22 protein-coding genes and 1 tRNA gene are annotated in these 23,435 nt (G+C 28.4%); 18 read left to right on the forward strand and 5 right to left on the reverse strand.

Annotated elements, in window-relative coordinates:
- Positions 1–149: 149 nt before the first annotated feature.
- Positions 150–1,790 carry an IS1634 family transposase gene (locus AACT_RS06895; RefSeq protein WP_172125626.1) on the forward strand — a complete coding sequence of 547 codons (1,641 nt, stop codon included), beginning with the start codon at positions 150–152 and terminating at the stop codon, positions 1,788–1,790.
- Between the two features lie 21 nt (positions 1,791–1,811).
- Entirely contained in the window at positions 1,812–2,231 is a 420-nt protein-coding gene (locus AACT_RS06900) for a hypothetical protein (protein WP_172126104.1), read from the forward strand.
- A 65-nt stretch (positions 2,232–2,296) separates the two neighbouring features.
- Here the strand turns inward: AACT_RS06900 and AACT_RS06905 are convergent, their stop codons facing one another.
- From AACT_RS06905 to AACT_RS06920, 4 genes are read right to left on the reverse strand one after another with little or no spacing between them, the layout of a single operon-like run.
- On the reverse strand, positions 2,297–3,388 hold the full coding sequence (locus tag AACT_RS06905; RefSeq protein ID WP_172126105.1) for a YeeE/YedE family protein: 1,092 nt from the start codon (positions 3,386–3,388) through the stop codon (positions 2,297–2,299).
- Positions 3,389–3,652 carry a hypothetical protein gene (locus tag AACT_RS06910; protein ID WP_172126106.1) on the reverse strand — a complete coding sequence of 88 codons (264 nt, stop codon included), beginning with the start codon at positions 3,650–3,652 and terminating at the stop codon, positions 3,389–3,391.
- Between the two features lie 11 nt (positions 3,653–3,663).
- Positions 3,664–4,698 (reverse strand): coproporphyrinogen III oxidase, encoded by a 1,035-nt coding sequence (locus tag AACT_RS06915; protein WP_172126107.1) that lies wholly within the window; start codon positions 4,696–4,698, stop codon positions 3,664–3,666.
- On the reverse strand, positions 4,695–5,192 hold the full coding sequence (locus tag AACT_RS06920; protein WP_172126108.1) for a nucleoside 2-deoxyribosyltransferase: 498 nt from the start codon (positions 5,190–5,192) through the stop codon (positions 4,695–4,697). The genes AACT_RS06915 and AACT_RS06920 overlap by 4 nt, the downstream gene beginning before the upstream one ends.
- A 116-nt stretch (positions 5,193–5,308) precedes the next feature.
- On the opposite strand from AACT_RS06920, the gene AACT_RS06925 reads away from it, so the two are divergent.
- The 11 genes from AACT_RS06925 to AACT_RS06970 all read left to right on the forward strand — a co-directional run bounded on the left by AACT_RS06925 (position 5,309) and on the right by AACT_RS06970 (position 16,668).
- On the forward strand, positions 5,309–6,331 hold the full coding sequence (locus tag AACT_RS06925) for an adenosine deaminase (protein WP_172126109.1): 1,023 nt from the start codon (positions 5,309–5,311) through the stop codon (positions 6,329–6,331).
- Positions 6,328–6,777 (forward strand): protein tyrosine phosphatase family protein, encoded by a 450-nt coding sequence (locus AACT_RS06930; protein WP_172126110.1) that lies wholly within the window; start codon positions 6,328–6,330, stop codon positions 6,775–6,777. Before AACT_RS06925 ends, AACT_RS06930 begins: the two co-directional genes overlap by 4 nt.
- A 90-nt stretch (positions 6,778–6,867) precedes the next feature.
- Positions 6,868–7,974 (forward strand): homoserine O-acetyltransferase MetX, encoded by a 1,107-nt coding sequence (metX, locus tag AACT_RS06935; protein WP_172126111.1) that lies wholly within the window; start codon positions 6,868–6,870, stop codon positions 7,972–7,974.
- Positions 7,975–8,178 (forward strand): exodeoxyribonuclease VII small subunit, encoded by a 204-nt coding sequence (xseB, locus tag AACT_RS06940; protein ID WP_172126112.1) that lies wholly within the window; start codon positions 7,975–7,977, stop codon positions 8,176–8,178.
- A 70-nt stretch (positions 8,179–8,248) separates the two neighbouring features.
- The gene (gene radC, locus AACT_RS06945; protein ID WP_172126113.1) at positions 8,249–8,908 is read left to right on the forward strand and encodes a RadC family protein; all 660 of its coding nucleotides are present in this window, start codon (positions 8,249–8,251) and stop codon (positions 8,906–8,908) included.
- 150 nt (positions 8,909–9,058) lie between these two features.
- Positions 9,059–9,715: a BRO-N domain-containing protein gene (locus AACT_RS06950; protein ID WP_216658228.1), complete on the forward strand. Its 657-nt coding sequence runs from the start codon at positions 9,059–9,061 to the stop codon at positions 9,713–9,715.
- Positions 9,693–9,890, forward strand: a complete 198-nt coding sequence (locus tag AACT_RS15455; RefSeq protein WP_216658229.1) for a hypothetical protein — start codon at positions 9,693–9,695, stop codon at positions 9,888–9,890. Before AACT_RS06950 ends, AACT_RS15455 begins: the two co-directional genes overlap by 23 nt.
- Before the next feature lie 148 nt (positions 9,891–10,038).
- Positions 10,039–12,081 carry a type I restriction-modification system subunit M gene (locus AACT_RS06955; RefSeq protein WP_172126114.1) on the forward strand — a complete coding sequence of 681 codons (2,043 nt, stop codon included), beginning with the start codon at positions 10,039–10,041 and terminating at the stop codon, positions 12,079–12,081.
- Positions 12,078–13,382, forward strand: a complete 1,305-nt coding sequence (locus tag AACT_RS06960; RefSeq protein ID WP_172126115.1) for a restriction endonuclease subunit S — start codon at positions 12,078–12,080, stop codon at positions 13,380–13,382. The genes AACT_RS06955 and AACT_RS06960 overlap by 4 nt, the downstream gene beginning before the upstream one ends.
- Before the next feature lie 4 nt (positions 13,383–13,386).
- Positions 13,387–16,287: a DEAD/DEAH box helicase family protein gene (locus AACT_RS06965; RefSeq protein ID WP_172126116.1), complete on the forward strand. Its 2,901-nt coding sequence runs from the start codon at positions 13,387–13,389 to the stop codon at positions 16,285–16,287.
- Between the two features lie 90 nt (positions 16,288–16,377).
- The gene (locus AACT_RS06970) at positions 16,378–16,668 is read left to right on the forward strand and encodes a hypothetical protein (protein ID WP_172126117.1); all 291 of its coding nucleotides are present in this window, start codon (positions 16,378–16,380) and stop codon (positions 16,666–16,668) included.
- Positions 16,669–16,754: 86 nt separating this feature from the next.
- On the opposite strand, the gene AACT_RS06975 is transcribed toward AACT_RS06970, so the two are convergent.
- Positions 16,755–17,543: a polysaccharide deacetylase family protein gene (locus AACT_RS06975; protein WP_172126118.1), complete on the reverse strand. Its 789-nt coding sequence runs from the start codon at positions 17,541–17,543 to the stop codon at positions 16,755–16,757.
- Between the two features lie 147 nt (positions 17,544–17,690).
- On the opposite strand from AACT_RS06975, the gene AACT_RS06980 reads away from it, so the two are divergent.
- From AACT_RS06980 to AACT_RS07000, 5 genes are all read left to right on the forward strand, one after another.
- Positions 17,691–18,374 (forward strand): HesA/MoeB/ThiF family protein, encoded by a 684-nt coding sequence (locus AACT_RS06980; protein WP_172126119.1) that lies wholly within the window; start codon positions 17,691–17,693, stop codon positions 18,372–18,374.
- Between the two features lie 31 nt (positions 18,375–18,405).
- Positions 18,406–19,032: a LysE family translocator gene (locus AACT_RS06985; RefSeq protein ID WP_172126120.1), complete on the forward strand. Its 627-nt coding sequence runs from the start codon at positions 18,406–18,408 to the stop codon at positions 19,030–19,032.
- 73 nt (positions 19,033–19,105) lie between these two features.
- A complete protein-coding gene (gene carB, locus AACT_RS06990) occupies positions 19,106–22,348 on the forward strand; it encodes a carbamoyl-phosphate synthase large subunit (RefSeq protein ID WP_172126121.1) in 3,243 nt (1,080 codons plus the stop codon).
- A 6-nt stretch (positions 22,349–22,354) separates the two neighbouring features.
- Complete coding sequence (locus AACT_RS06995; RefSeq protein ID WP_172126122.1) at positions 22,355–22,798, forward strand: Sua5 YciO YrdC YwlC family protein; 444 nt, start codon at positions 22,355–22,357, stop codon at positions 22,796–22,798.
- Positions 22,799–22,868: 70 nt separating this feature from the next.
- Positions 22,869–22,944 (forward strand) — tRNA-Glu (locus AACT_RS07000).
- Positions 22,945–23,435 lie beyond the last annotated feature (491 nt).

Here is a 23,435-nt window from a genome sequence, read left to right on the forward strand (position 1 = left end):
ATCTGAAAATCAATAGGTTTATTTCCTGACTTCCGCGATAACTCAATAAATCAATAATTTAAAAATATGAATCCCTAAATAAAGGGCTTTATAGGTAATAAGAAAACACTATTTGTGTGTCTCAAGGGTATATTTGTTAAAATTTCTTTATGAATTTAAGAGTTAGAAAAAAGAAAAATGCTAGTGGTAGTATAAGTGTTCAAATATTAGATAGAACAAATAGAGGATACAAAGTAGTTGAAACTATTGGTTGTAGTTTTGAAGATCTAGAGATTGAAAAATTTTATGAAAAAGCTCTTGTAAAAATCAATGATTTATCTCAAAATCTTTTTGCAAATAAAATATCAGAATCAAATAAAAAGATACTACTTAAAGAACTACTTTCAAGTTTAAATACACAAGACTTTATTCCAATAGGTGATGAGCTTATATTTGGAAAATTGTTTAATAATATTGGATGTAATGATTTATTTAAAGATATAAATACAAAAAATATTAGGAATAAAGAGGATAAAAACTTTTTGTTTAAAAGTTTGGTGATTTCAAGATTATTATATCCAGGGAGTAAACTTGAACTTATAAACTATCTAAGTTACTTTAAAAATATTGATATAACAAGTGATAAAATATATAGATTTTTAGATACTTTGTACCAAGATGAAATAAAATCAAAAATAGAGACCTGTGTATTTGAATATACAAAAAATATAATGAAAGGTGAAATAGTATTAACCTTTTATGATGTAACAACATTATACTTTGAGAGTGAGAGTGAAGATGATCTTAGACGTATTGGATTTAGTAAAGAGGGTAAATTAGCACGTCCTCAGATACAACTAGGATTGTTTACAACACTGCAAGGATATCCATTAAGCTTTGAAGTTTATGAGGGTAATAAATATGAAGGCCATACACTAGTAGATATACTCAAAAAATTCCAAGAGAAATTTGTTCTTCCAAATAAACCTATAGTTGTAGCTGATCGTGGAATGTTAAATAATGCAAATATAGCTTATTTAGAAGAGAATAATTATAAATATATTTTAGCTGCTAAAACAAGAAGTATCGCAAGTGATTTAAAAGAAAAAATCACAAATCTAACATTTATTGATGATGGTACTATTCATACACTAAAATTTAATAAAGATATATCCTATAAAGAAAAAATAGATGAAGATACTAGCGTTTCAAAATCAATAAATGTAAATCAAAGATTAGTGCTTTCATATTCATTCAAAAGAGCAAAAAAAGATAAGTACAATAGAGATAAAGCATTGCAAAGATTAGAAGAGAAAATAAAGACTACAAAAAATATCACAAAAAAAGATTTAAAACTATCATACTATGCTAAATATCTTAATATTGATGATCATAAATGTGATATCACTTTTAATATCAATAATCAAAAAATAATTGAAGATCAAAAATTAGATGGTATCAAAGGATTTATAACAAATGATTTTAATCTTACAGCAAATGAAATAATTGAACACTATAATAATCAATATGATGTAGAACGAGCTTTTAGAATCTCAAAGACTGATCTAAAAATAAGACCTATTTATCATAGACTAGAAACAAGAATAAAAGCTCATATCTTAATTTCGTTTGTATCTTATGCAATCTATAAAGAGTTTGAAAGAAAATTAAAACTAAATGATGTTAAATTTGATTTCTCACAAAAATTTTTACGCAAAATTATTGAGCATATAATTGCTGTAAAAATAGATGATGAAATAATACCTATTAATCCATCTGAAATACAAAAACAGATTTTAGATATTATTTGAAATTTCAAGATATTGATTTGTGTGTCTTATCGCGGAAGTCAGGAGGGTGAAAATGCAGCTCACAGAGCCTTAGAAGATGCTATTGATTCTCCTTTACTTGATAAAGTTTCTCTAAATGGTGCTAAAGGTATTTTAATTCACTTTAATATACATCCTCAAGTTTCATTATTTGCTATAAATGATGTAATGGGTTCTATAAATGATAGAATGGATTCTAATGCTGAGATTATTTTTGGAACAACATCTGATTCTACTTTAGAAAAAGATGAAGTTAAAATTACTATTGTTGCAACTGGATTCGAATCTAGAAATGATGAACCAGAAGAACCAGCTGAAGGTACAGAAGAAAATGCTCAAAATGCAGTTCCTTTGGATATCGAAACTTATTTAGATACTCCTCCATTAATGAGAGATTATATAGTTCAATACCAATTAAACTAATAAATTATTTTACAAATAAAAAAAGGCTTTAAACGTAAGTTTAAAGCCTTTTTTTTAATATAAATCTATATCTGAAAATCAATAGGTTTATTTGTTTTATCATCATTCCATTCAAAAATAAAACACATTGGTAATTTATCTTTTTTACCTAATATTACAGCTGTTATATATCCTGAAACAAAAATAGACAAAATAGCAAGTAATGAAGCAAATGCAAGAGTTGAGAATCCTGTTAAACCTTGCCCAACTGTACAACCTATTGCTAATACTCCTCCTACACCCATTAATGATCCACCAATCATATTATATTTTACTTTATTTATATTTTGATTTGCAGTACATCCAAAGCTGTATTTTCTATTTGCAAATGACATAGAAAAAGTACCTATTAAAACACCTACAATAATTGCAATAGCAAAACTTACTTCATTTACTTGATAGTATGTAAATAGTTCTAGAGTTTTAGCTATTGGATAAACAAATGTGATACTTGATAATTCAATAGTTCTTTCCATACTCTCTTCACCCATAACGCCAGTTACATACCAAGCAAAACTAACTAATAGCCCAATTAACATACCATCAATTAAAGTGAATATTCTTTTTACTTTTTTTACTAAATAAAGCAAAATAAGAGCTAGAATTCCAACAATTACATAAATATTCATTTGAGTATTTTCAATTATGCTTGACCATTGAATAAGTGTTTCATTATTTATAAATGGATTTAAAACACCAGCTAATAAACCCTTTGTAGTTGCATATGCAAAAATTCCTATAAAAATTAAAGTCACAAGAGCATTTGTATCACCTTGTGCAAATTTAACTAAGCTTCTGCTACTACAACCATCTGCTATCATCATTCCAGCACCAAATAACAAGCCACCCAAAATAATAGAAAAGTAGTTAATATTAGATTTGAAATAGTTTGTTTGTGTTAAATCAAGTTCAAAATGATTTGCTATTATTGTAGTTGAAACAATTGCAACAATCATTGCCATTACTACAGATGCCGCTCTTTTTGTAGATTTTGTAAGAATATAATCCTTAATAGAACCACTAAAACAAAATTGATTTTTTTGTGCAATTGCCCCAAAAGCAATTCCTATAAACAATCCTAATATGTTTATTGTTTCATATATTTCTAAATCAAACATCTAAATATCATCCTCATCATCACTCATATCTTCTAAATCTTGAAGAATCTTAACTGCATCTTCTTCAGATAGGATATTTTTTTCAATATGTATTAATACTTCATCATAATATTTTTTTACATCCAACATATATTCTAAATGTGTTTTTAAATCTTCACTATCTTTTTGTTTAGATATAAATTTTTCTATTGTTTTTATTTCTTCATTTACTTGAATTAATACTTCTGTTTTTAATATTTTTTCTAATTCTTTTATAGCACTCATAGTTTTTCCTTTTAATTTTTATGATTATTTACTGTATTTGGTATTGTATTGCCACTTGCTTGATATTTTAAAGCTTGTGGATGATTTTTATAATGTTCTCGAACTCTTGAAGCTAGTTTTTCTTTTATTGATGCATTTATCATTCCATCATCTTTTATTGCCTCAACAAGTGCATTTACAAGTTCATCTTGTGGTTTTTCTACTTTTTGTATCCATGATTTTAATAAACTTTTATTTACAAAAGAAGGAAGAGAACCCATTATTCCTATATCATTTTGATTATGAACCAAAAGTCCTGATGTTGTTCCTCTATCTAATGTTAACACTTGAAATAGATATAAAGTATGATAATCAAGTTGTTTTTTAATATCTTGAACACTAAACTTAGTTCTAGTTTTAAAAGCATTTTCAATTATATTTATATATGTATCAATAATACCTTCACCAAAATTCTGAGCAAATAAAAAGTCATCTGATTCATTTTGTGTTTTATAATTTTCTAAATAAAAGTGACAAACACCTCTGTGTTTATTTAATGCTGGAATAAAAAAGTATTTATCTCCTTGTTTTATTCCCTCTTCATAAGTTTCATTTGACAATTCTTTTAAACTATTATTGAAAACTTCTTTATCTTCATCATTTTGTAAACTTGGATTCAAGTCAGCCATAACTCTCCAATAAGAGCTGCCATCTCTTAGACAAGTCAAAGATATATGAATATGAATTGATGGAACATTTGGATTTTTTGGATGAATGATTGTGGAAATTGCTGTTGCACTTTGAAGACTTTTTGTCTCATCTTCATCATAATGAACTTGTGATACATTTACACTAGCTGTATTAAAAAGTACATTATCCCTTGCTTCAAATCTATTTCCACCACCATGAATTCCATTGTCTCTAAACCAAACTACTTTTTCAAAGTTTTTATTTTCACCTAGAGTTGAACTTAAAAAATTTAATTTATCTACAAATCTTTTTTGTAAAATACTTACTAATTGGTAAGCTTTTATTGCATTTGCTGATTTAGCCATAATCATATTCATTTTACTAGTTCCTTTAAACAATCTTCAAAAGTTCCAAAAACTATATTTTCAACACTACAAGCTATCATTAAATTGATTGGATAATCAAAATCTTCAATAAATCTATTATCTAAATCAACTACAACATTATTCAAAAGTTTTGTTTCATCCTTTGAAAATGTATCAATATAATTTTGCTCTTTTTTCATATATCCAAAAACTTTTTTACCCAAAGCACTTGCATATCCACATTCCCAAATAGTTCCACTATCGGCTTCTTTACCTCTAAAAGCATTTATATTTGCAATTACAATATCACATTGATTTATCAAATTTACATTTGCTTTATAAATATCTTGAGCAATCTTATTTTTTTCTTGATTAAAGTCTATTACATTATCTAATGGATAAAGTCCAATAAAACCATACTCTTCACAGAGCTTTACAAATCTTTTTCCAATTTCAATTGAGTCGGGTTCAAATACATCGAATCCTGCTATATATATCTTTTTCATGGCAGAATTATATATAAATTAACTTAATTGAGTACTATTATTTGCCTTTGTACATCTTTTTCACATACTAAGATTGTATAATCGTCACATTATTTTAAAACAATTGGAATTATATTATGAAAGAATTTATACAAAAACTACCAAAAGCAGAACTTCATCTTCATATTGAAGGTTCTCTTGAACCTGAATTGATGTTTGAACTTGCAAAAAGAAACAATATAAAAATACCTTACAAAACTATTCAAGATATTAAAAATGCATACAATTTTACAAATTTACAAAGTTTTTTAGATATTTATTACGCAGGAGCAAATGTACTTATTACAAAACAAGATTTTTATGACTTAACTTGGAATTATATTTTAAAATGTGTTGAAAACAATATTATTCATACAGAAATATTTTTTGATCCACAATCACACACTCAAAGAGGAATTGAGTTTAAAACTGTGATTTTAGGAATAGTTGAAGCATTAAATGATGCAAAAGAAAAGTATGGAATCACTTCAGCTATTGTCATGTGTTTTTTAAGACATCTTTCACAAGAAGAAGCTTTGAAAACTTTTGATGAAGCCTTAGCTTTCAAAGATTATATTATAGGTGTGGGACTTGATTCTTCAGAGATTGGAAATCCTCCTTCAAAGTTTGAACAAGTTTTTAAAAAAGCAAAAGAACAGGGTTTTAAATTAGTAGCTCACGCAGGAGAAGAAGCTGATGTTTCTTATATATTTGAGGCCTTAGATTTATTAAATATTCAAAGAATCGATCATGGTGTTCAATCTATAAAATCGTCTTTTTTAATGGAAAGATTAAAAAAAGAGCAAATACCTCTTACTGTTTGTCCAAATTCAAATATTGAGCTAAAAGTATTTGAAAACTATTCACAACACAATATTAAAGAGCTTTTGGATTATGGTTTAAATGTAAGTGTAAATTCTGATGATCCTGCATATTTCAAAGGATATTTAAATCAAAATTTTATAAATTTATGGGAGAATCTAGACTTGGGCAAAGAGGATATTATTAAGTTAGTAAAAAACTCTCTTAATTCATCTTTTATTAGTGATGATTTAAAAAAAGAATATATAAAAAAAGTAGAACAGATAATAAATAATGAAAAAACTAAAGGTCAAATATGAGTGAAATTTTAAACTATATAAAAATAAATGAATTAATATCAACTTCAGGACAACCAAGTATTGAGCAGTTTAAAGAGATTGCAAATAACGAATATGAAGTTGTTATAAATCTAGCTTTACACAATGCTTCTAATGCAATTGAAAATGAAGATAAAATTGTAACAGATTTGAATATGGCTTATTTTCATATTCCTGTGAATTTTGAGAATCCAAAAATATCAGATTTAAAACTTTTTTTGAATCTTTTACAAGCTTTAGGAGCAAATAAAGTTTGGGTTCATTGTGCATTAAATTATAGAGTTAGTGCTTTTATGTATGTTTATCATAAATATATTTTGAAATCACCTTTTGAAAATATCGATTTATCTATATTTGAAGAATGGAGTCCACCAAAGATATGGCAAGATTTGATGAAAGTTGATTATGAAGATTTATATAAAGCTTAATTAATTATTTTACTATATGGGTAAATCATAGTCTTATGATATTTTTGATAATATATATACATTAATTTTACAAAAAAGACGGGTATCCATTTGAAAATAGAGACAAAAATAGAGAAGTTTAATGATCATTTATATCTTGAAAGTGGAAGACTTTTAGAGTCATTTCAAATCATTTATGAAACTTATGGCGAATTAAACGAAGATAAATCAAATGTAATTGTTATTTGTCATGCTTTATCAGGAAGTCATCATGCAGCTGGACGATATGCAGATGAAGCAAAGCCAGGTTGGTGGGATAAATTCATAGGTGATGGAAAAGTAATTGATACTAAAAAATATTTTGTAATATGTTCAAATAACATAGGAAGCTCTTATGGCTCTACAAATCCTATGAGTATAGACCCCTCAACAAAAAAAGAGTATAGATTAAAATTCCCAGTTTTAGCAATTTCTGATATTGTAAAAGCACAAATGAAACTATATAAAAGACTTGGTATTTCAAATGCAGTGGCTGTAATAGGTGGTAGTATGGGTGGAATGCAAGCACTTTGTTATGCAATAGAACACCCAACTTTTGCAAAAGAGATTATTGCTATGGCAACAACTGCATATACAAGACCTTGGGCAATAGCTTTTAATAAAATAGGAATGGAAGCTATAAGACACGACCCACTATTTAAAAATGGTGCATATAAAAAAGATGATCCACAAGTTTTAGGACTTCCAGGACTTGCTGTTGGAAGAATGGCTGGATTGATTTGTTATTTAAGTCCAAAACTATTTAATAAAAAATTTGGAAGAGATTACTCTTCAACAGATGGATTGTATGAGTTATTTGGAAGATTTGAAGTTGAAAAATACTTAGAATATAACGCTTATAGTTTTCCAAAAATATTTGACCCACTTTCATACCTTTATGTATGTAAAACAATGAATATTTTTGATGCAGGAAGAAATAAAGATAAATTAGCAGACTCTTTTGACAAGGTTCAAGCAAATCTGCATCTAATAGCATTTAGCGATGATATGCTATTTTTCCCAGAAGAAATGGAAGAAATAAGAGATGTTATGATAAAAGTTGGAAAAGAAAGTCAAGTAAGCTACTTGCTAGTAGATAGTCAATCAGGACATGACTCATTTTTAGTAGAAGTAGAAAAATTTGAACAACACGTAAGAGAAATATTAAAGGATAAATAAATGGCAGAAATAAAAGATATAGAACAATCAAACTTTGAAGATAAAATCATAAAAGCAAAAGAGCTTTTAGAAAAACTTTCAAATCCACAAATCACACTTAGTGATTCAATAAACGTATATAAAACAGGTGTAAAAGAGCTAGAAGATGCTCAAAAACTTCTAGATGAAGCAAAATTAATATTTTCTACACAAACTAAGTTTTAATTATAACTTTTTAAATTATTTTGTAGTAAAGATTTGATAAACTAATTACTACTAATAGTAGGAGAAGTTTATGAAATCTATCACACAGTTAGAAAACATCGATAAACCCAGAGAAAAACTTATAAAAAAAGGTGTAAAAGCACTAAAAAATTACGAACTTTTAGCAGTTCTTCTTGGAAGTGGTGTTAAGGGAAAAGATGTAATAAGTCTATCAACTGAAATAATAAAGCTTTTTGAAGAAGATTTTGAAAATACAAATCTAGAAAAACTTTTAAATATCCATGGTTTAGGAATATCTAAAGCCTCACAAATTTTAAGCTCAATTGAACTCTCACGAAGATACTTAATAAAACAAAGTAAAAAAATAACATCAGCAAAAGATGTTTACGATGAACTAAAAGAATATCAGAACAAACAACAAGAGTATTTTCTCTGTTTATACTTAGATGGGGCAAATCATCTAATACAAACCAAAATAATCACAATAGGAATACTAAATCAAAGTCTAGTTCACCCAAGAGAAGTATTTTCATACGCAATAGAAAAAAGATGTGCAAGTATAATAGTAGCCCACAATCACCCAAGTGGAATATTAGAAGCTAGTTCTGAAGATATAAATGTAACAAAAAGATTAAAAGAATCTGGAAAAATCCTAGGAATCGAACTGCTTGACCACTTGATAATCACAAATGATGGCTTTGTTAGTTTGAAAGAAGAGGGTGTTTTGTGAATAATTAGCCTCACTTAAAATAAGTGGGTGTGCCCGAAGGCGAATTCTAAGAGTATTATATCATTAAGTCAAATAGTTGAATGGTTGTTGTAAAATTGGTACTTTAATAAAAAGTACGAGATACAAATTAAAAAATTGTGGAGGTACAATATGGACAATAAAAATAGTATAAAAATATTTGAAGATAAAAAAGTAAGAACTCTTTGGGATGAAGAAAAAGAGCAATGGTTTGTTTCAATTATTGATGTGATTGAAGTATTGACTGAAAGTGTCAATCCTACAGCTTATTGGAGAAAATTAAAACAAAGATTGAAAGAAGAGGGAAATGAAACCGTGACAAATTGTCACGGTTTGAAAATGAAAGCTCCCGATGGAAAAATGAGGCTTACAGATGTAGCCACAACTGAACAACTTTTTAGACTCATTCAATCAATCCCCTCACCAAATGCTGAGCCATTTAAACTTTGGTTGGCAAAGTTAGGACAAGAGCGACTTGATGAGATGAGTGATCCTGAACTAAGTATCGATAGAGCTTTGAAACAATATTTAGAGTTAGGTTATAGTGAGAATTGGATAAATCAAAGACTAAAAAGTATCGAAATACGAAAAGAGCTTACCGATGAGTGGAAAAGTATAGGCTTAAAAGAGGGATTTGAATTTGCTACCTTGACGGACATCATCACAAAAACTTGGTCAGAAAAAACCACCAAAGAGTACAAAATACTCAAAGGGCTTAAAAAAGAGAATTTAAGAGACAATATGACAAACACGGAGCTTATTAAATATGTTGGCAGAAGCTTCTACTAAAGATATATCACAATCAACCAATCCAAAAGATTTAGAAGAAAGTAAAATAGTAGCTTCACAAGGTGGAAATGTGGCAAAAGTAGCAAGAGAAGCACTTGAATCAAAAACTGGTAAAAAAGTTGTCACAAGTAAAAATGCGAAAAATATCTTAGAGAATCAAAAGAAGATAGAGTGATATAAAAATATACAAGTAAAATTGTAAAAAAGTTATCTCCAAGAATTTATTTTTTGTCCATTTGTAAAACTCTTTTAAACCTACTTATTAGATAGTTTAAGTAAAATAATTTTTTAAAAATAAATAACTATTGGATAGAAAAACTTAAATGATAAATAAAGACAAACTAAATAATCTCACAAATGAAATATGGAAGTCAGCAGAGCGACTTCGTGGTAAATTTAAAGCATACGAATACCAAAATGTAATTATGCCTATGATTGTAATACGGCGTTTAGAGTGTGTACTTATAGATGGACGAAAAAGAATAGCAGATGATAAACTTCAAAAAACTCCTAATATTTCAAAAGAAGATTTAGAGATCTTTGTAAAAACAAAAGAGAACTCAAATTCTTCACCTTTACCTTTTTCAAATAGTACAAATTGGACTTTAGAAAAGATTGATAAAGAAGACCATACTCAAATGGAAAATAACTTTAGAGACTATATCAAAGGTTTTTCAGATAATGTACAAGAGATTATCAATAAATTTGATTTTAGAGCTGTTATTGGTCAGTTGGTTGAAAAAGACAGATTAGCAGCAATTATTAGTCAATACTCAAAAGAGCCATTAGGTCCTGAACATATTTCAAATCTTGAAATGGGTTATGTTTATGAAGAATTACTTAGAAAGTTTTCAGAGCAAAGTGGTGAAGAAGCAGGGGAACATTTTACTCCAAGAGAAGTAATAAGACTAATGGTTGAACTTCTTGATATAAAAATAACTACTAAAAGAATTTCTATTTATGACCCAGCTTGTGGAACTGGTGGAATGCTTTCTATTACAAAAGAGCATTTACTTGAACACGCTTCAAATGAAGAAGAAAAAGAAAATATAGATAAACTTATCACTCTTTACGGTCAAGAATTACAAGACCAAAATTATGCAATATGTAAATCAGATATGCTTATAAAAGGTGATAAAAACTCTCTTATCACTTGTGGAAATTCACTTATTCCAGATGATATAACAGCTAAAGAAAGAGGTGATCAACACGAACTTGATAACAATAGTAAAAAAAGAACTTTTGATTATATGCTTAGTAATCCTCCTTTTGGTGTAACTTGGGGTGGAAAAGATGGTTATGAAAAAAAAGTTAGTTTATTAAAATCTACAAGATACTCAGCAGGACTTCCTCGTTCAAACGATGGTGCACTTTTATTTTTACAAACTATCATAGATAAAATGAAACCAAAAAAAGATGGTGGTTCTAAAGTAGCTATCGTTTTTAATGGCTCACCTTTGAGTAATGGTGATTGTGGAAGTGGTGAAAGTGAAATACGAAGAGATATTTTAGAGCGTGATTTACTTGAAGCCATCGTGATGCTTCCTGACCAACTTTTTTATAATACGGGAATATTTACTTATATTTGGATTTTATCAAACAACAAAGATGAAAAAAGAAAAAACAAAGTTCAACTAATAGATGCAAGGCAAGAGTGGGAAAAAGAGCCTAAATCTTTTGGAAACAAAAGAAAAAGAATGGAGCAAGTTCATAGGGACAATATCTATGCTATGTATCAAGAGTTTGATTCAAGTGAAAACTGCAAAGTTTTTGATACTAAAGATTTTGCTTATCATAAAGTAGCAGTGACTTTTTGGCAAACTGATGAAGATGATAATAAAGCATACCAAACAAGTGAATTTACAAAAGCTTTGACTCCTGCTAGTTTTAAAGTTATTCAAGAGTATTATCGTGAGCCTTTAGTATTTAAAATAAAAGGTGAGTGGTTAAATGTAAAAGAGTTTGAATTTGAACTTACATTAAAAGCAAATCAGCCTTTTATAACTGAATACAACAAAGAGCTAAAAAAGATATTTAAAAATGAATTTAAAAAATTTGATGCAAAAGAAATAACTGCACTAATAAAAAACTTTGATGTAGAGATTTTTTATACTCATCCTCACTTTATAGATGATAACGAATATATTCCTTATGGAGAAGATATAGAGCAGTTTTTAAATGATGAGATAGGAAAAGAGATAATCAAATACCAAGATGCACCGCAACTAGGATATGAAATCCTTCCAAATAAATATTTTTATAAATACGAAGCACCTGAACCTACAGAAAAATTACTAAAAGAGTTTTGGGATTTAGAAAAAGAAGCAGAAGAGATACTTATATCTATGGGAAAAGAGCTTAGATGAGTATTTTGATGAAAGATTCTGGTGTTCAATGGATAGGAGATATTCCTGAAAACTGGAAAGTAAAAGTTTTAAAAAGAGTTTTAGCAGAACCATTAAAATATGGAGCAAACGAAGCAGCTGAATTTGAAAATACTGATCATCCTCGATATATTAGAATTACAGATTTTGGAAATGATGGATTGTTAAAAGATGATACTTTTAAGTCATTAGAACCACAAATTGCAGAACCATATCTTTTAAATGAAGGAGATGTTTTATTTGCTCGTAGTGGTGCAACTGTAGGAAAAACATTTCAATTCAAAAACTATAAAGGAAAAGCTTGTTTTGCAGGATATTTAATAAAAGCGAATCCTCAAAATTATTTAATATCTTCAGACTTTTTATATTACTTTACTAAATCACCTGCTTATGATACATGGAAAGAATCTATATTTACACAAGCAACAATTCAAAATATCGGTGCAGATAAATATGCATATTTACCGGTAGTAGTTCCATCTATAAAAATTCAAAAGAGAATTACAGATTTTTTAGATAAAGCAACACTACAAATTGATGATGCAATCAAAACAAAAGAGAAACAACTCAAAACTCTGGAAGCCCTTAAAAAATCTATTATCCATAAAGCTGTAACAAAAGGTTTGGATGATAGTGTAGAGATGATTGATAGTAAGATTGAATGGATTGGAGATATTCCAAAGTCTTGGAGAGTAGAAAAATTAAAATATATAGGAAAGTCTATTATTGGCTTAACTTATAGTCCTAATGATGTGACAGACAAAGAAAATGGAATTCATGTTTTACGTTCGTCAAATATTCAAAATGGGAAAATGGATTTTGGAAATAATGTTTATGTTGATAAAAAAATACCAGAAAATTTAATAACCCAAAAAGGTGATATTTTAATTTGTTCAAGAAATGGTAGTCGAAAACTGATAGGTAAGAATATATTAATTGATGAAAGTAATTGCAATTGTACTTTTGGTGCATTTATGACTATTTTTAGAAGCAATATGAATAAATATCTTTATTTTATATTTAATTCAACTTTATTTAGTCATCAAGCAGGAAGTTTTATGACATCAACAATTAATCAATTAACAATTAATGCAATTAATAATATGAAAGTTCCTATTCCTCCAAAAGATGAACAAAAAAATATTATAGATTACTTGACAATAGAAGTAGAAAAAATAAACACTCTAAAAGAAAATGTAAAAAAACAAATAGACAAACTCAAAGAGTACAAAAAATCACTCATCTATGAATATGTAACAGGAAAAAAACAAATAAAGGGGTAGTTTGATGGCAAGGCATGAAAAAGAGAAAGCATTTCAAAAGCATATTTGCGATTATCTAATAAACAATCACAAATATAAAAAACTAAATCAAGCAAATGATATAGCAAATGATGAATACTACATTGCCAAAGAGTTACTTCTTGAATTTATAAGCTCTACCCAAGAGACAAAACTAAAAGCTTTGCAAAAAGATTATGGAAAAGATAGTGGCGATGAGATTATTTCAGCATTAAAAGATGAATTAAATATTAAACCTCTTTGGAAAATCATGAGAGATGGTTTTAGTGTACGAAAACATGAATTTAAACTTTTTTTTCCAAAACCTCGTTCGAACACTACAGACAAATCACAAAAACTTTATGAACAAAATAGTATAAAAATAAAAGATGAACTTGTGATAAAAGGTGATAAACGAATAGATATAGTTTTATATCTAAATGGTTTGCCAATCATCACTATGGAGCTTAAACATGAAGATGCAGGGCAATATTTAGAAGATGCAGTTTTACAATACACAAAACGAAATCACAAAGATAAGATTTATCAACTTCCATTTTTACATATAGCTTTGGATACAAGTGAAGTAAAAGTAGCAACCAATCCAAGCAGTGAAAGTAACTTTTTATGGTTTAATCAAGATTTAGAAAATAAGCCAATAACTGATGGTGAATATCCAGTTGAGTATATGTATAAAGAGGTATTGAGTTTTGATTCTATTTTAAGTTATCTCTCTTTTTATTTGGTGTATGTTCCTAAAAGTGAAAAAAATGAAGCCTTTTCAATCTTTCCAAGATACCATCAAATACGCTCAACAAATAGATTATATGATGATATTTTAAATAATTTTAAAACTACAAATAGTATAGCAGGTAAGTATCTTATAAATCATTCAGCAGGTTCTGGAAAAACTTTGACCATGAGTTGGACAGCAGATAAACTTCATAGTTTGTATAAAGACTCAGAAAACAAAGCTTTTGATATGATATTTTTACTTACAGATAGAAAAAGTTTAGATAAAAATATTAGTGATGAACTAGGAAATTTTACCCACTTAAAAGATGTAGTTAAATATGCAAAAAATGGTGAAAATCTAAAAAAATTGATTCAAGAAAAAAGCTCTATTATAGTATCTACTGCTCAAAAGTTTAATATCATAACTGAAGAGCTAAAAGAAAATAGCAATTTGAGTAAGTTAAGAATTGCATTTATTATTGATGAAGCACATCGTTCGCAAGATGGAAAAACAAGCACAAATGTAAAATCCCCTTTTTCTGAGTATGAAACAGAAAAATATGATGATCCCAATGATGAAATAGTAGATAAAATAGAAACTTTAGAAAATAAAAATATTACTTTTATAGCTTATACTGCAACACCATCACAAAGAACAGTAACACTGTTTGAAAAGCCTTTTGATGTTTACAGTGAAGCTCAAGCAATACATGAAGAGTATATTTTAGATGTGGCTTCAAATATTATCTCTTATGAAACTTTATTTAATATGGACTCGAAAATTGCTTTAAAAAATGAAAAACTATATCCAAAAGGTGTGATAAAAAAAGCACTGCAACAAAGAGCTTATGAAGATGAAGGATTGATACAATATAAAGCAGAAGTGATGCTAAGAATCTTTGAAGAGAAAATCAAAGATTTAATTAATGGCAAAGCCAAAGTAATGGTTGTGGCTTCTTCAAGGGTTGCAGGGCTTACATATTTTAAAATATTAAAAGAGAAAATATTTCAAAGAAAATATAACTTTCCTTGTAAAATTTTATATGCTTTTTCGAACTTCACTCATCCTCAAACAAACGATACTATTAGTGAATACGATATAAATGATTTAAATGCAGGTGAACTTATAGAAGATAGATTTGAACAAGATGATTATAGAATACTTGTAGTTGCAAATAAGTTTCAAACAGGATTTAATCAACCCTTACTAGCTGGTATGTTTTTAGATAAATCTGTAAATGATATAAATGCAGTTCAAACACTTTCAAGACTTAATAGATGTGCAAAAGGCAAAAATGAAACAGTTGTTGTTGATTTTACAAATAGTGTTGAAAAAATATTTAAAGCATTTAATAAATACAGAGAAGGTACACCTTATGAGCCTCAACAACCAAACTATGAAAAAATACTAGAGTTAATAACTCAAATAAAATCATATAAACTTTTTAGTGATGATATTATTAAAGAAGTATTAAAATATCATGATGAAAATAGTGATGCTTTAAAAATGTCGCTTATAAATAAAATAAGAACAAATTTTAATATAGTAATTACAGATATAGAAGAAAGAGTTTCATTTGTTTATTTACTTTTAAAATTAAATACTCAATATCAATTCTTAAAATCTTTTTTTACTTTTAATAAAGAGCTTGAAAATTTCATTAGATTTTGTGAGATTATAGATACTCAACTTATAAAAAAAGGAAATGAATCTGAACTTTTAAAAGCTTTAAAAAACGTAGGTCTTACAAAAGCGAATGTAATATTTCATGGTGAGAAAAAATTTGAAAATAAAAAACCAAAAACTAGAAATGGAGGTGGTGGAAATAATACTCCACCACCTAAAGGAACAATTTCAAGTATGCTTGAAGATTTAAAAGAAGAGTATAAGATAAGCGATGAAGAAGCTATTATCATAAGAGAGATTTGTGAAGAAAAGTTACATGATGAAAGTATACTAACAACAATACATAATAACCAAGATGATGAAGATTATCTAAGAGTTTATTATAGTTCAGAGTTAAGAGCTAGTATTGTAAGGTCTTATGAAGATAGAGAATTAGATGATAAAATAATTGAACCAATTTATGATGATAAAGGTGCAATACTTGATACTATGACTGGAACTATTATATCTCAAGAACTTTTTAATATTGGAAAATTGAGATATTAATAAAATGATATTTAAGAAGGAATGGTAAGGCAAGATTCAGTTGTCCGGAATTACCGGACAACTTAAAGTGATAGTGAAAAGGGATATTAGATGAAAAATCAAAAAGCACCAAATGATATTGAAACTATTCTAAAAGAGCTCAAATCTTTAGCAAAAGAGAGTTTACCTATATTCTCAAGTATGGTTGATGATATTATCATATCAAACTGTAAAGATGAAAATCATATAGAACTAACACTAGATAGATTACTTGATTTTTGTTTTGATGATGAAAATTTACTATTATATAAAAAGTTGTGTAGGTATTATTTGACAATCAATCCAATAGCTACGGAAGATTATGTGAAGTTTTATTTTGAAATATATGGAGAAGAAAAATGAGTATAAATAGAAAGACCCCAAGCTTTAACTCAAAGGCTAAAGACTTATTAGGGGGATTCTGTTGTAATTTTATAACTAATATCTGATTATTTTAATTTATAATCAGATAATTTAGCAAATTTATAACCATTTGCTTTAAGCTTTTCAATGGCTCTTATCATACCTTCTCTTGTTTGAGATTCTGGATGATTAAAATGTGCGATAAAAATATCTCCACTTTTAGCTGTTAAAAATGCATTTTCAACTTGTTTTGCAGTATAAGTTGCTCCTGCATCTCCTAAAATAGAAAAACCAATAACTTGATGTTTTAATTTATTTGCAATTTTTACAGCAACTTCATCATAATAAGCAGTTCCTGATCTAAAATAAACTGGTCTTTTATTTGTAATTGATTGGATTTTTCTAGCACTTTGCTCTATTTCATCAACTAATTCTTCAACATTTGCAGTACCTTTTAATCCATAAGCTGATTCACCACTTACAGATGCTGGTTTATGAGCCATTCCATGATTTCCTATTTCAAAAAGAGGATTAGCTGCTAATTTTTTGAATGTTTCAAGATTAGTATCAATCCATCTTGCGTTTATAAATAAAGTTGCAGGAATTTCATTTTTTTCTAAATAAGCAATAAGTTTACTATCATAAGCCATTCCATGAGGACTTCCACATGCATCTAATGTAATTGCAATTGTTTTTTGTTTTGTTACTAATTGTGTTTTTACACCTTTTACATTTTCTCCCCATTCTTTTGGAGTTTGCTTTTCAAATTGTTTAACTATAGATTTTTTTAATGTATCATAGTCATCTTTTGGTTCTGCACAGTATGCATTTAAAGATAGCAGACAAGATAGGGCAAAAATAATTGGTTTTTTCATGGTTTTCCTTGGAGAAATTTATAAGGCTAATAATACTATATAGATTATTAAGAATTGATAGCAGACATTGGATTTTAATTTTAATTTGCTATTATTACAAAAAGATATAAAAATAATAATCTAAAGTAATATACTAAGGAATAACTTATGAATGAAGAATTTAACGAATATTTCAACAGACAAATTAAGCTTTGGGGACAAGAAACACAAGACTCTTTGCAAGGTAAAAAAGTAGCTATTATCGGAAGTGGTGGATTAGGTTGTACTTTAGCTATTGCTCTTGGAGCTTCTGGAATAGGGGAGTTTGCCTTTATAGACTTTGATACAGTTGGTGTTCATAACATCCATAGACAAATAGGTTTCAAAGTTGGAGATGATGGAAAATATAAAGCAAATGTTTTAAAAGAATTAGTAGAATCAAGATGTCCTTTTACTAAAGTTACAGCTTATACAGAAGGTTTTGATGAATTTGCTGCAAGAGGTTTAGAGTTTGATTTAATCATAGATGCAACGGACAATCTTCCAACACGAGCATCAATAAATGAATATTGCATGAAAAACAATCAAGCATGGATTTATGGTAGTGTTGAAGAGTTTCATGGTCAAGTTTGTTTCTTTGAAAAAGCATCTTATGAAGCTGTTTTCCAAATAAATGATAGAAAACCAAACGGAATAGCTTGTCCAATAGTTATGCATATAGGTTCACTTCAAGCGAATTTAGCACTTAGATATTTAGCAGGTCTTAGTGTAAAAAAAGATATTTTATATTATCTTTCTTTTGATAGTGAAGGTGTTTTAAATACAAAAAAATTCAATCTTCCAGTTGCATAAGATAGATTAATAAAAATAATATAGGATTTAGATGTTACCAATAGAAACTTTACTTGCTTTTTTTTCAGCGGCTCTTTTATTAGCTTTAGTTCCAGGGCCTGATAATATTTTTGTTTTAACACAATCGATTTTTCAAGGAAAAAAATCAGGTATTATGGTGATGTTTGGCTTATGTACAGGTCTTATCTTTCATACATTAGCTGTAACTTTAGGAGTTGCAGTTATATTTCAAACATCAGCAATAGCATTTACAATCCTAAAAATTATAGGTGCAGGATATTTATTATATCTTGCATGGCAAATTTTCAAAGCTCCAAGTGAAAAAATAGATACAAAAAACAATAAAATCATTGATTATAAAAAACTATACTATCGTGGAATTATTATGAATATAACAAATCCAAAAGTTTCTATTTTCTTTTTGGCTTTTTTACCACAATTTACAAATCCAAATTTAGGAAGTGTTTCTTTTCAAATGATATTATTAGGTGGATTATTTATACTTGCAACTATAATAATTTTTGGAATGATAGCTTTACTTTCAGGAAGTATATCTCAAGTTTTTAATAAATCTGAAAAATCTCAAATGATATTAAATAAACTAGCATCTTTTGTATTTGTAGCACTTGCTGTGAAATTAATAACGACTAAACAATAATCATATAACCCAATTTTAAGCCCCTTTTAGATACACTATCCAAATTTTATAAAAATATATGTGGGGAATTTTTATGCCAAAAAGAGAAGATATAAAGTCTATTTTACTTATTGGTTCTGGACCAATTGTTATTGGTCAAGCGTGTGAGTTTGATTACTCAGGTACACAAGCTACTAAAACGCTAAAAGAACTAGGATACAGAGTTGTTTTAATAAATTCTAATCCAGCAACGATCATGACTGATCCTGAATTTGCTGATAAAACATACATTGAGCCAATTACAGAAGCTGTAGTTGCTAAAATCATTGAAAAAGAAAAAATTGATGCTATTTTACCTACTATGGGTGGACAAACAGCACTTAATGTTGCAACTTCGATGTATGACAAAGGTATGCTTGAAGGTGTTGCTTTCCTTGGAGCTCATCCTGATGCTATTAAAAAAGGTGAAGATAGACATCTTTTCAACGAAGCAATGATTAAAATTGGTATGGATTTACCAAGAAGTGCAAATGCATACAGTGTTGAAGAAGCTATGAAAGTAGCAAAAGAAATTGGTTTCCCAGTAATCTCTAGAGCTTCATTTACCCTAGCAGGTGGTGGAAGCGGTGTTGCTTATAATATGGAAGAGTTTAAAAAACTAGCTGAAGCTGGAATTGATGCCTCTCCAATTAATGAAATTGAAATTATGGAATCTATGCTTGGTTGGAAAGAATACGAGATGGAAGTTATCAGAGATAATAAAGATAACTGTATCATCGTATGTTCTATTGAAAACCTAGACCCAATGGGTGTTCATACAGGAGACTCTGTTACTATTGCTCCAGCTCTTACACTTACAGATAAAGAGTATCAAGATATGAGAAATGCATCTTTTGCAATTCTTAGAGAAATTGGTGTTGATACAGGTGGTTCAAATGTACAATTCTCAATCTGTCCAAACACTGGAAGAATGATTGTAATTGAAATGAATCCAAGGGTTTCACGATCATCAGCACTTGCTTCAAAAGCAACAGGATACCCAATTGCAAAAGTAGCAACTTTACTAGCTGTTGGATTCACTCTTGATGAAATTCAAAATGATATTACAGGAACAACAGCATCATTTGAACCAGTAATTGATTATATTGTTACAAAAATTCCGAGATTTACTTTTGAAAAATTCCCTAAAGCTGAATCTACATTAACAACTTCTATGAAATCAGTTGGTGAAGTAATGGCAATTGGAAGAACTTTTAATGAATCAATCCAAAAAGCTCTTTGTTCACTAGAAACTGGACTTGTAGGATTTGATAGAATTGCTGGTGATTTAGATTTAATTAAAAAAGAAATTAGAAGACCAAATGATAAAAGACTTTTATATCTAATGGAAGGTATGAGACAAGGTCTTACAAATGAAGATATTTTCGAATTATCAAAAATTGACCCATGGTTCTTAACTAAATTTAGAGAAATCCATGATTTAGAAGTTTCAATAAATGAATCAATCTTAACAGATGCAGCATTTATGAGAAAAATTAAAACAAATGGTTTCAGTGATAAAATGATTGCTACTTTGATTGGTAAAACAGAAGAAAATATTTATACTGCTAGAAAAGCTTTAGATGTAGATTTTGAATACAATGAAGTTGATACTTGTTCTGCTGAGTTTAAAGCTTTAACTCCATATTTATACTCAACTACAAATATTTCAAAACTACCAAAAGTTGCAAAAGTTGAATCAAACGAGAAAAAAGTAATGATTATTGGTGGTGGACCAAATAGAATCGGTCAAGGAATTGAGTTTGACTATTGTTGTGTACATGCATCATTTGCTTTAAATGAAATGGGTGTAAAAACAATTATGTATAACTGTAATCCTGAAACTGTATCAACAGATTATGATACTTCAGATGTTTTATATTTTGAACCAATTGATTTTGAACACGTAAGAAGCGTAGTTGAAAAAGAAAATCCAGATGGTGTAATCGTACATTTTGGTGGACAAACTCCTTTAAAACTTGCAAATGCTTTAACAAAAGCAGGAGCAAAAATCATAGGAACAACAGCTGAAGTTATTGATTTAGCAGAAGATAGAAAAAAATTCTCAGCATTTGTTGAAAATATTGGATTATTACAACCTGAAAATGGAACAGCTGTAGAAGTAACAGAAGCTATAGAAATCGCAGAAAAAATTGGTTATCCAGTTCTAGTACGTCCTTCATTTGTTCTTGGTGGAAGAGGAATGAAAATTGTTTATTCAACAGAAGAATTAAAACAATATATGGATGAAGCGGTTTCAGTTTCAAATGATGCACCTGTATTAATCGATAAATTTTTAGATAGAGCAATTGAACTTGATGTTGATTGTATTTGTGATGGAAAAGAAGTTTACATTGGTGGAATTATGCAACATATTGAAGAAGCAGGTATTCACTCAGGAGATTCAGCTTGTTCTTTACCTCCAATTTCAATCAGCGATGAACTAATAAAAGAGCTTGAGACAAAAACAAAAGAGATGGCTTTAGGTTTGGGTGTTGTTGGATTAATGAATACTCAATATGCAATTCATAAAGGTCAAATTTATTTAATTGAAGTAAATCCAAGAGCTTCAAGAACGGTTCCATTTGTAAGTAAAGCAACTGGAATGCCACTTGCAAAAGTTGCAACTAGAGTTATGTGGGGTGAAACTTTAAGAGACGCATTAGCTGTTTATGATAAAGATATTGTAACAGAAGGTAATGGTGTTTTAAAACCAAAATTAAAAGGTCATGTAGCTGTTAAAGAAGCTGTTTTCCCATTTAATAAATTAACTGGTGCAGATTTACTTTTAAGTCCTGAAATGAAATCAACAGGTGAAGTAATGGGTATTTCTGATAACTTTGGTATGGCATTTGCTAAATCTCAAAGTGCAGCAAAAAATAGTTTACCAAAAGATGGAAAAGTATTTATTTCATTATGTGATTTAGATAAAGAGTTTGCACCTTCAATTGCAAAAGGTTTAAGTGAAAATGGCTTTACACTAGTTGCAACAGGTGGAACTCATAAAGCTATTGCAGATGCTGGAATTGAGTGTGAAAAAGTATTAAAAGTTAGTGAAGGAAGACCAAATATCACTGATTTACTTGCAAATGGTGATATTGCAATGGCAATTAATACAAGCGAAGCAAAAGAGTCATCAAAAGATGATGGAAAAGAGATTAGAAGATCAGTTCTTAAAATGAATGTTCCATATTTCACAACAGTAGCAGCTGGACTTGCATCTGTTGAAGCGATAAAAGTTTTAAAAACAAATGACGTTTCAACTCCAAAATCAATCCAAGAATTCTTAAACGATTAAGAGTTTATGGATTCTTCTTTAATCTATCTAGTTCAAACAGATACAACAGTAGGGTTCTCATCATCAAGTGATGAGAAACTCTCAACTGTGAAACAAAGACCACTTACAAAAAAAATACTAAATACAGTTGACTCTTTTGATACATTAAGTAAAAATACAAGAATTCCTAAAAATTTTAGAAAAAAAGTAAGAAATAGTAAAAAAACAACATTTATCTATCCAAATGGAATGTCATTTAGAGTAGTACCTAAAGATTCAGATTTCTATGACTTTATCCATAAATTCAGAATTTTATATTCAACTTCTGCAAATAAAACAGCAGAAACGTTTGAAAAAGATTTTGCAACAATCGGAGCTGATATTCTAGTAGAAGATAAAAAAGGTTTTTACGAAACTACAGCATCTACAATAATCAAGTTATCAAAAAGAACTTTAAAGAAAATAAGATAGAAAAACTCCTAAAACACTGTTTTTAAGCAAAAACAAACACAAAGTAAAATATAATCTTAATCTCAATTTTGACCCTGTCGTCTAGAGGCCAAGGACGTCTGGATTTCCTCCAGAAGACGAATGTTCGAATCATTCTGGGGTCGCCATCAATTTAAAGGGCTTTATTAAGCTTTTTAAGTTTTCTTTTTAAATATCTTTTCTACCCTATTTATACCCTTATATAGAAAATACATACTATTAATATTACATGAATTTAAAAGATTAATTTATTTTTTTAAGTTATTACTTTTTAATACTACTGCATATCGAATTATTTAAGGTAATTTAATTAAATTAAATTCATATCGAAAAGAATTTTACTATAAAATTCTTTTATTTACATTCCCCACAAAACCCTATATACTAGCTCTATAAATATTTAGAGCTTGGCAAGCTACATATCTGCTTTGTAGATTTATCGCTCGATAGATTTGCTAAGCTCTAAGTATTTATTAGATGTGTAACTTGCCAAATTTACAATCTAATTTTAAATACTAATCAAAAAATCTATTTTAATTTTAAATATAAAAATATGAAAGCCACTTAAATGTTGGAGAATATTTTTATGTTTGAAAAAAGGAGTACTTCAGCAATTCTT

Origin of the sequence: Arcobacter acticola (assembly GCF_013177675.1) — a bacterium.
GTDB classification, from domain to species: Bacteria; Campylobacterota; Campylobacteria; order Campylobacterales; family Arcobacteraceae; genus Aliarcobacter; species Aliarcobacter acticola.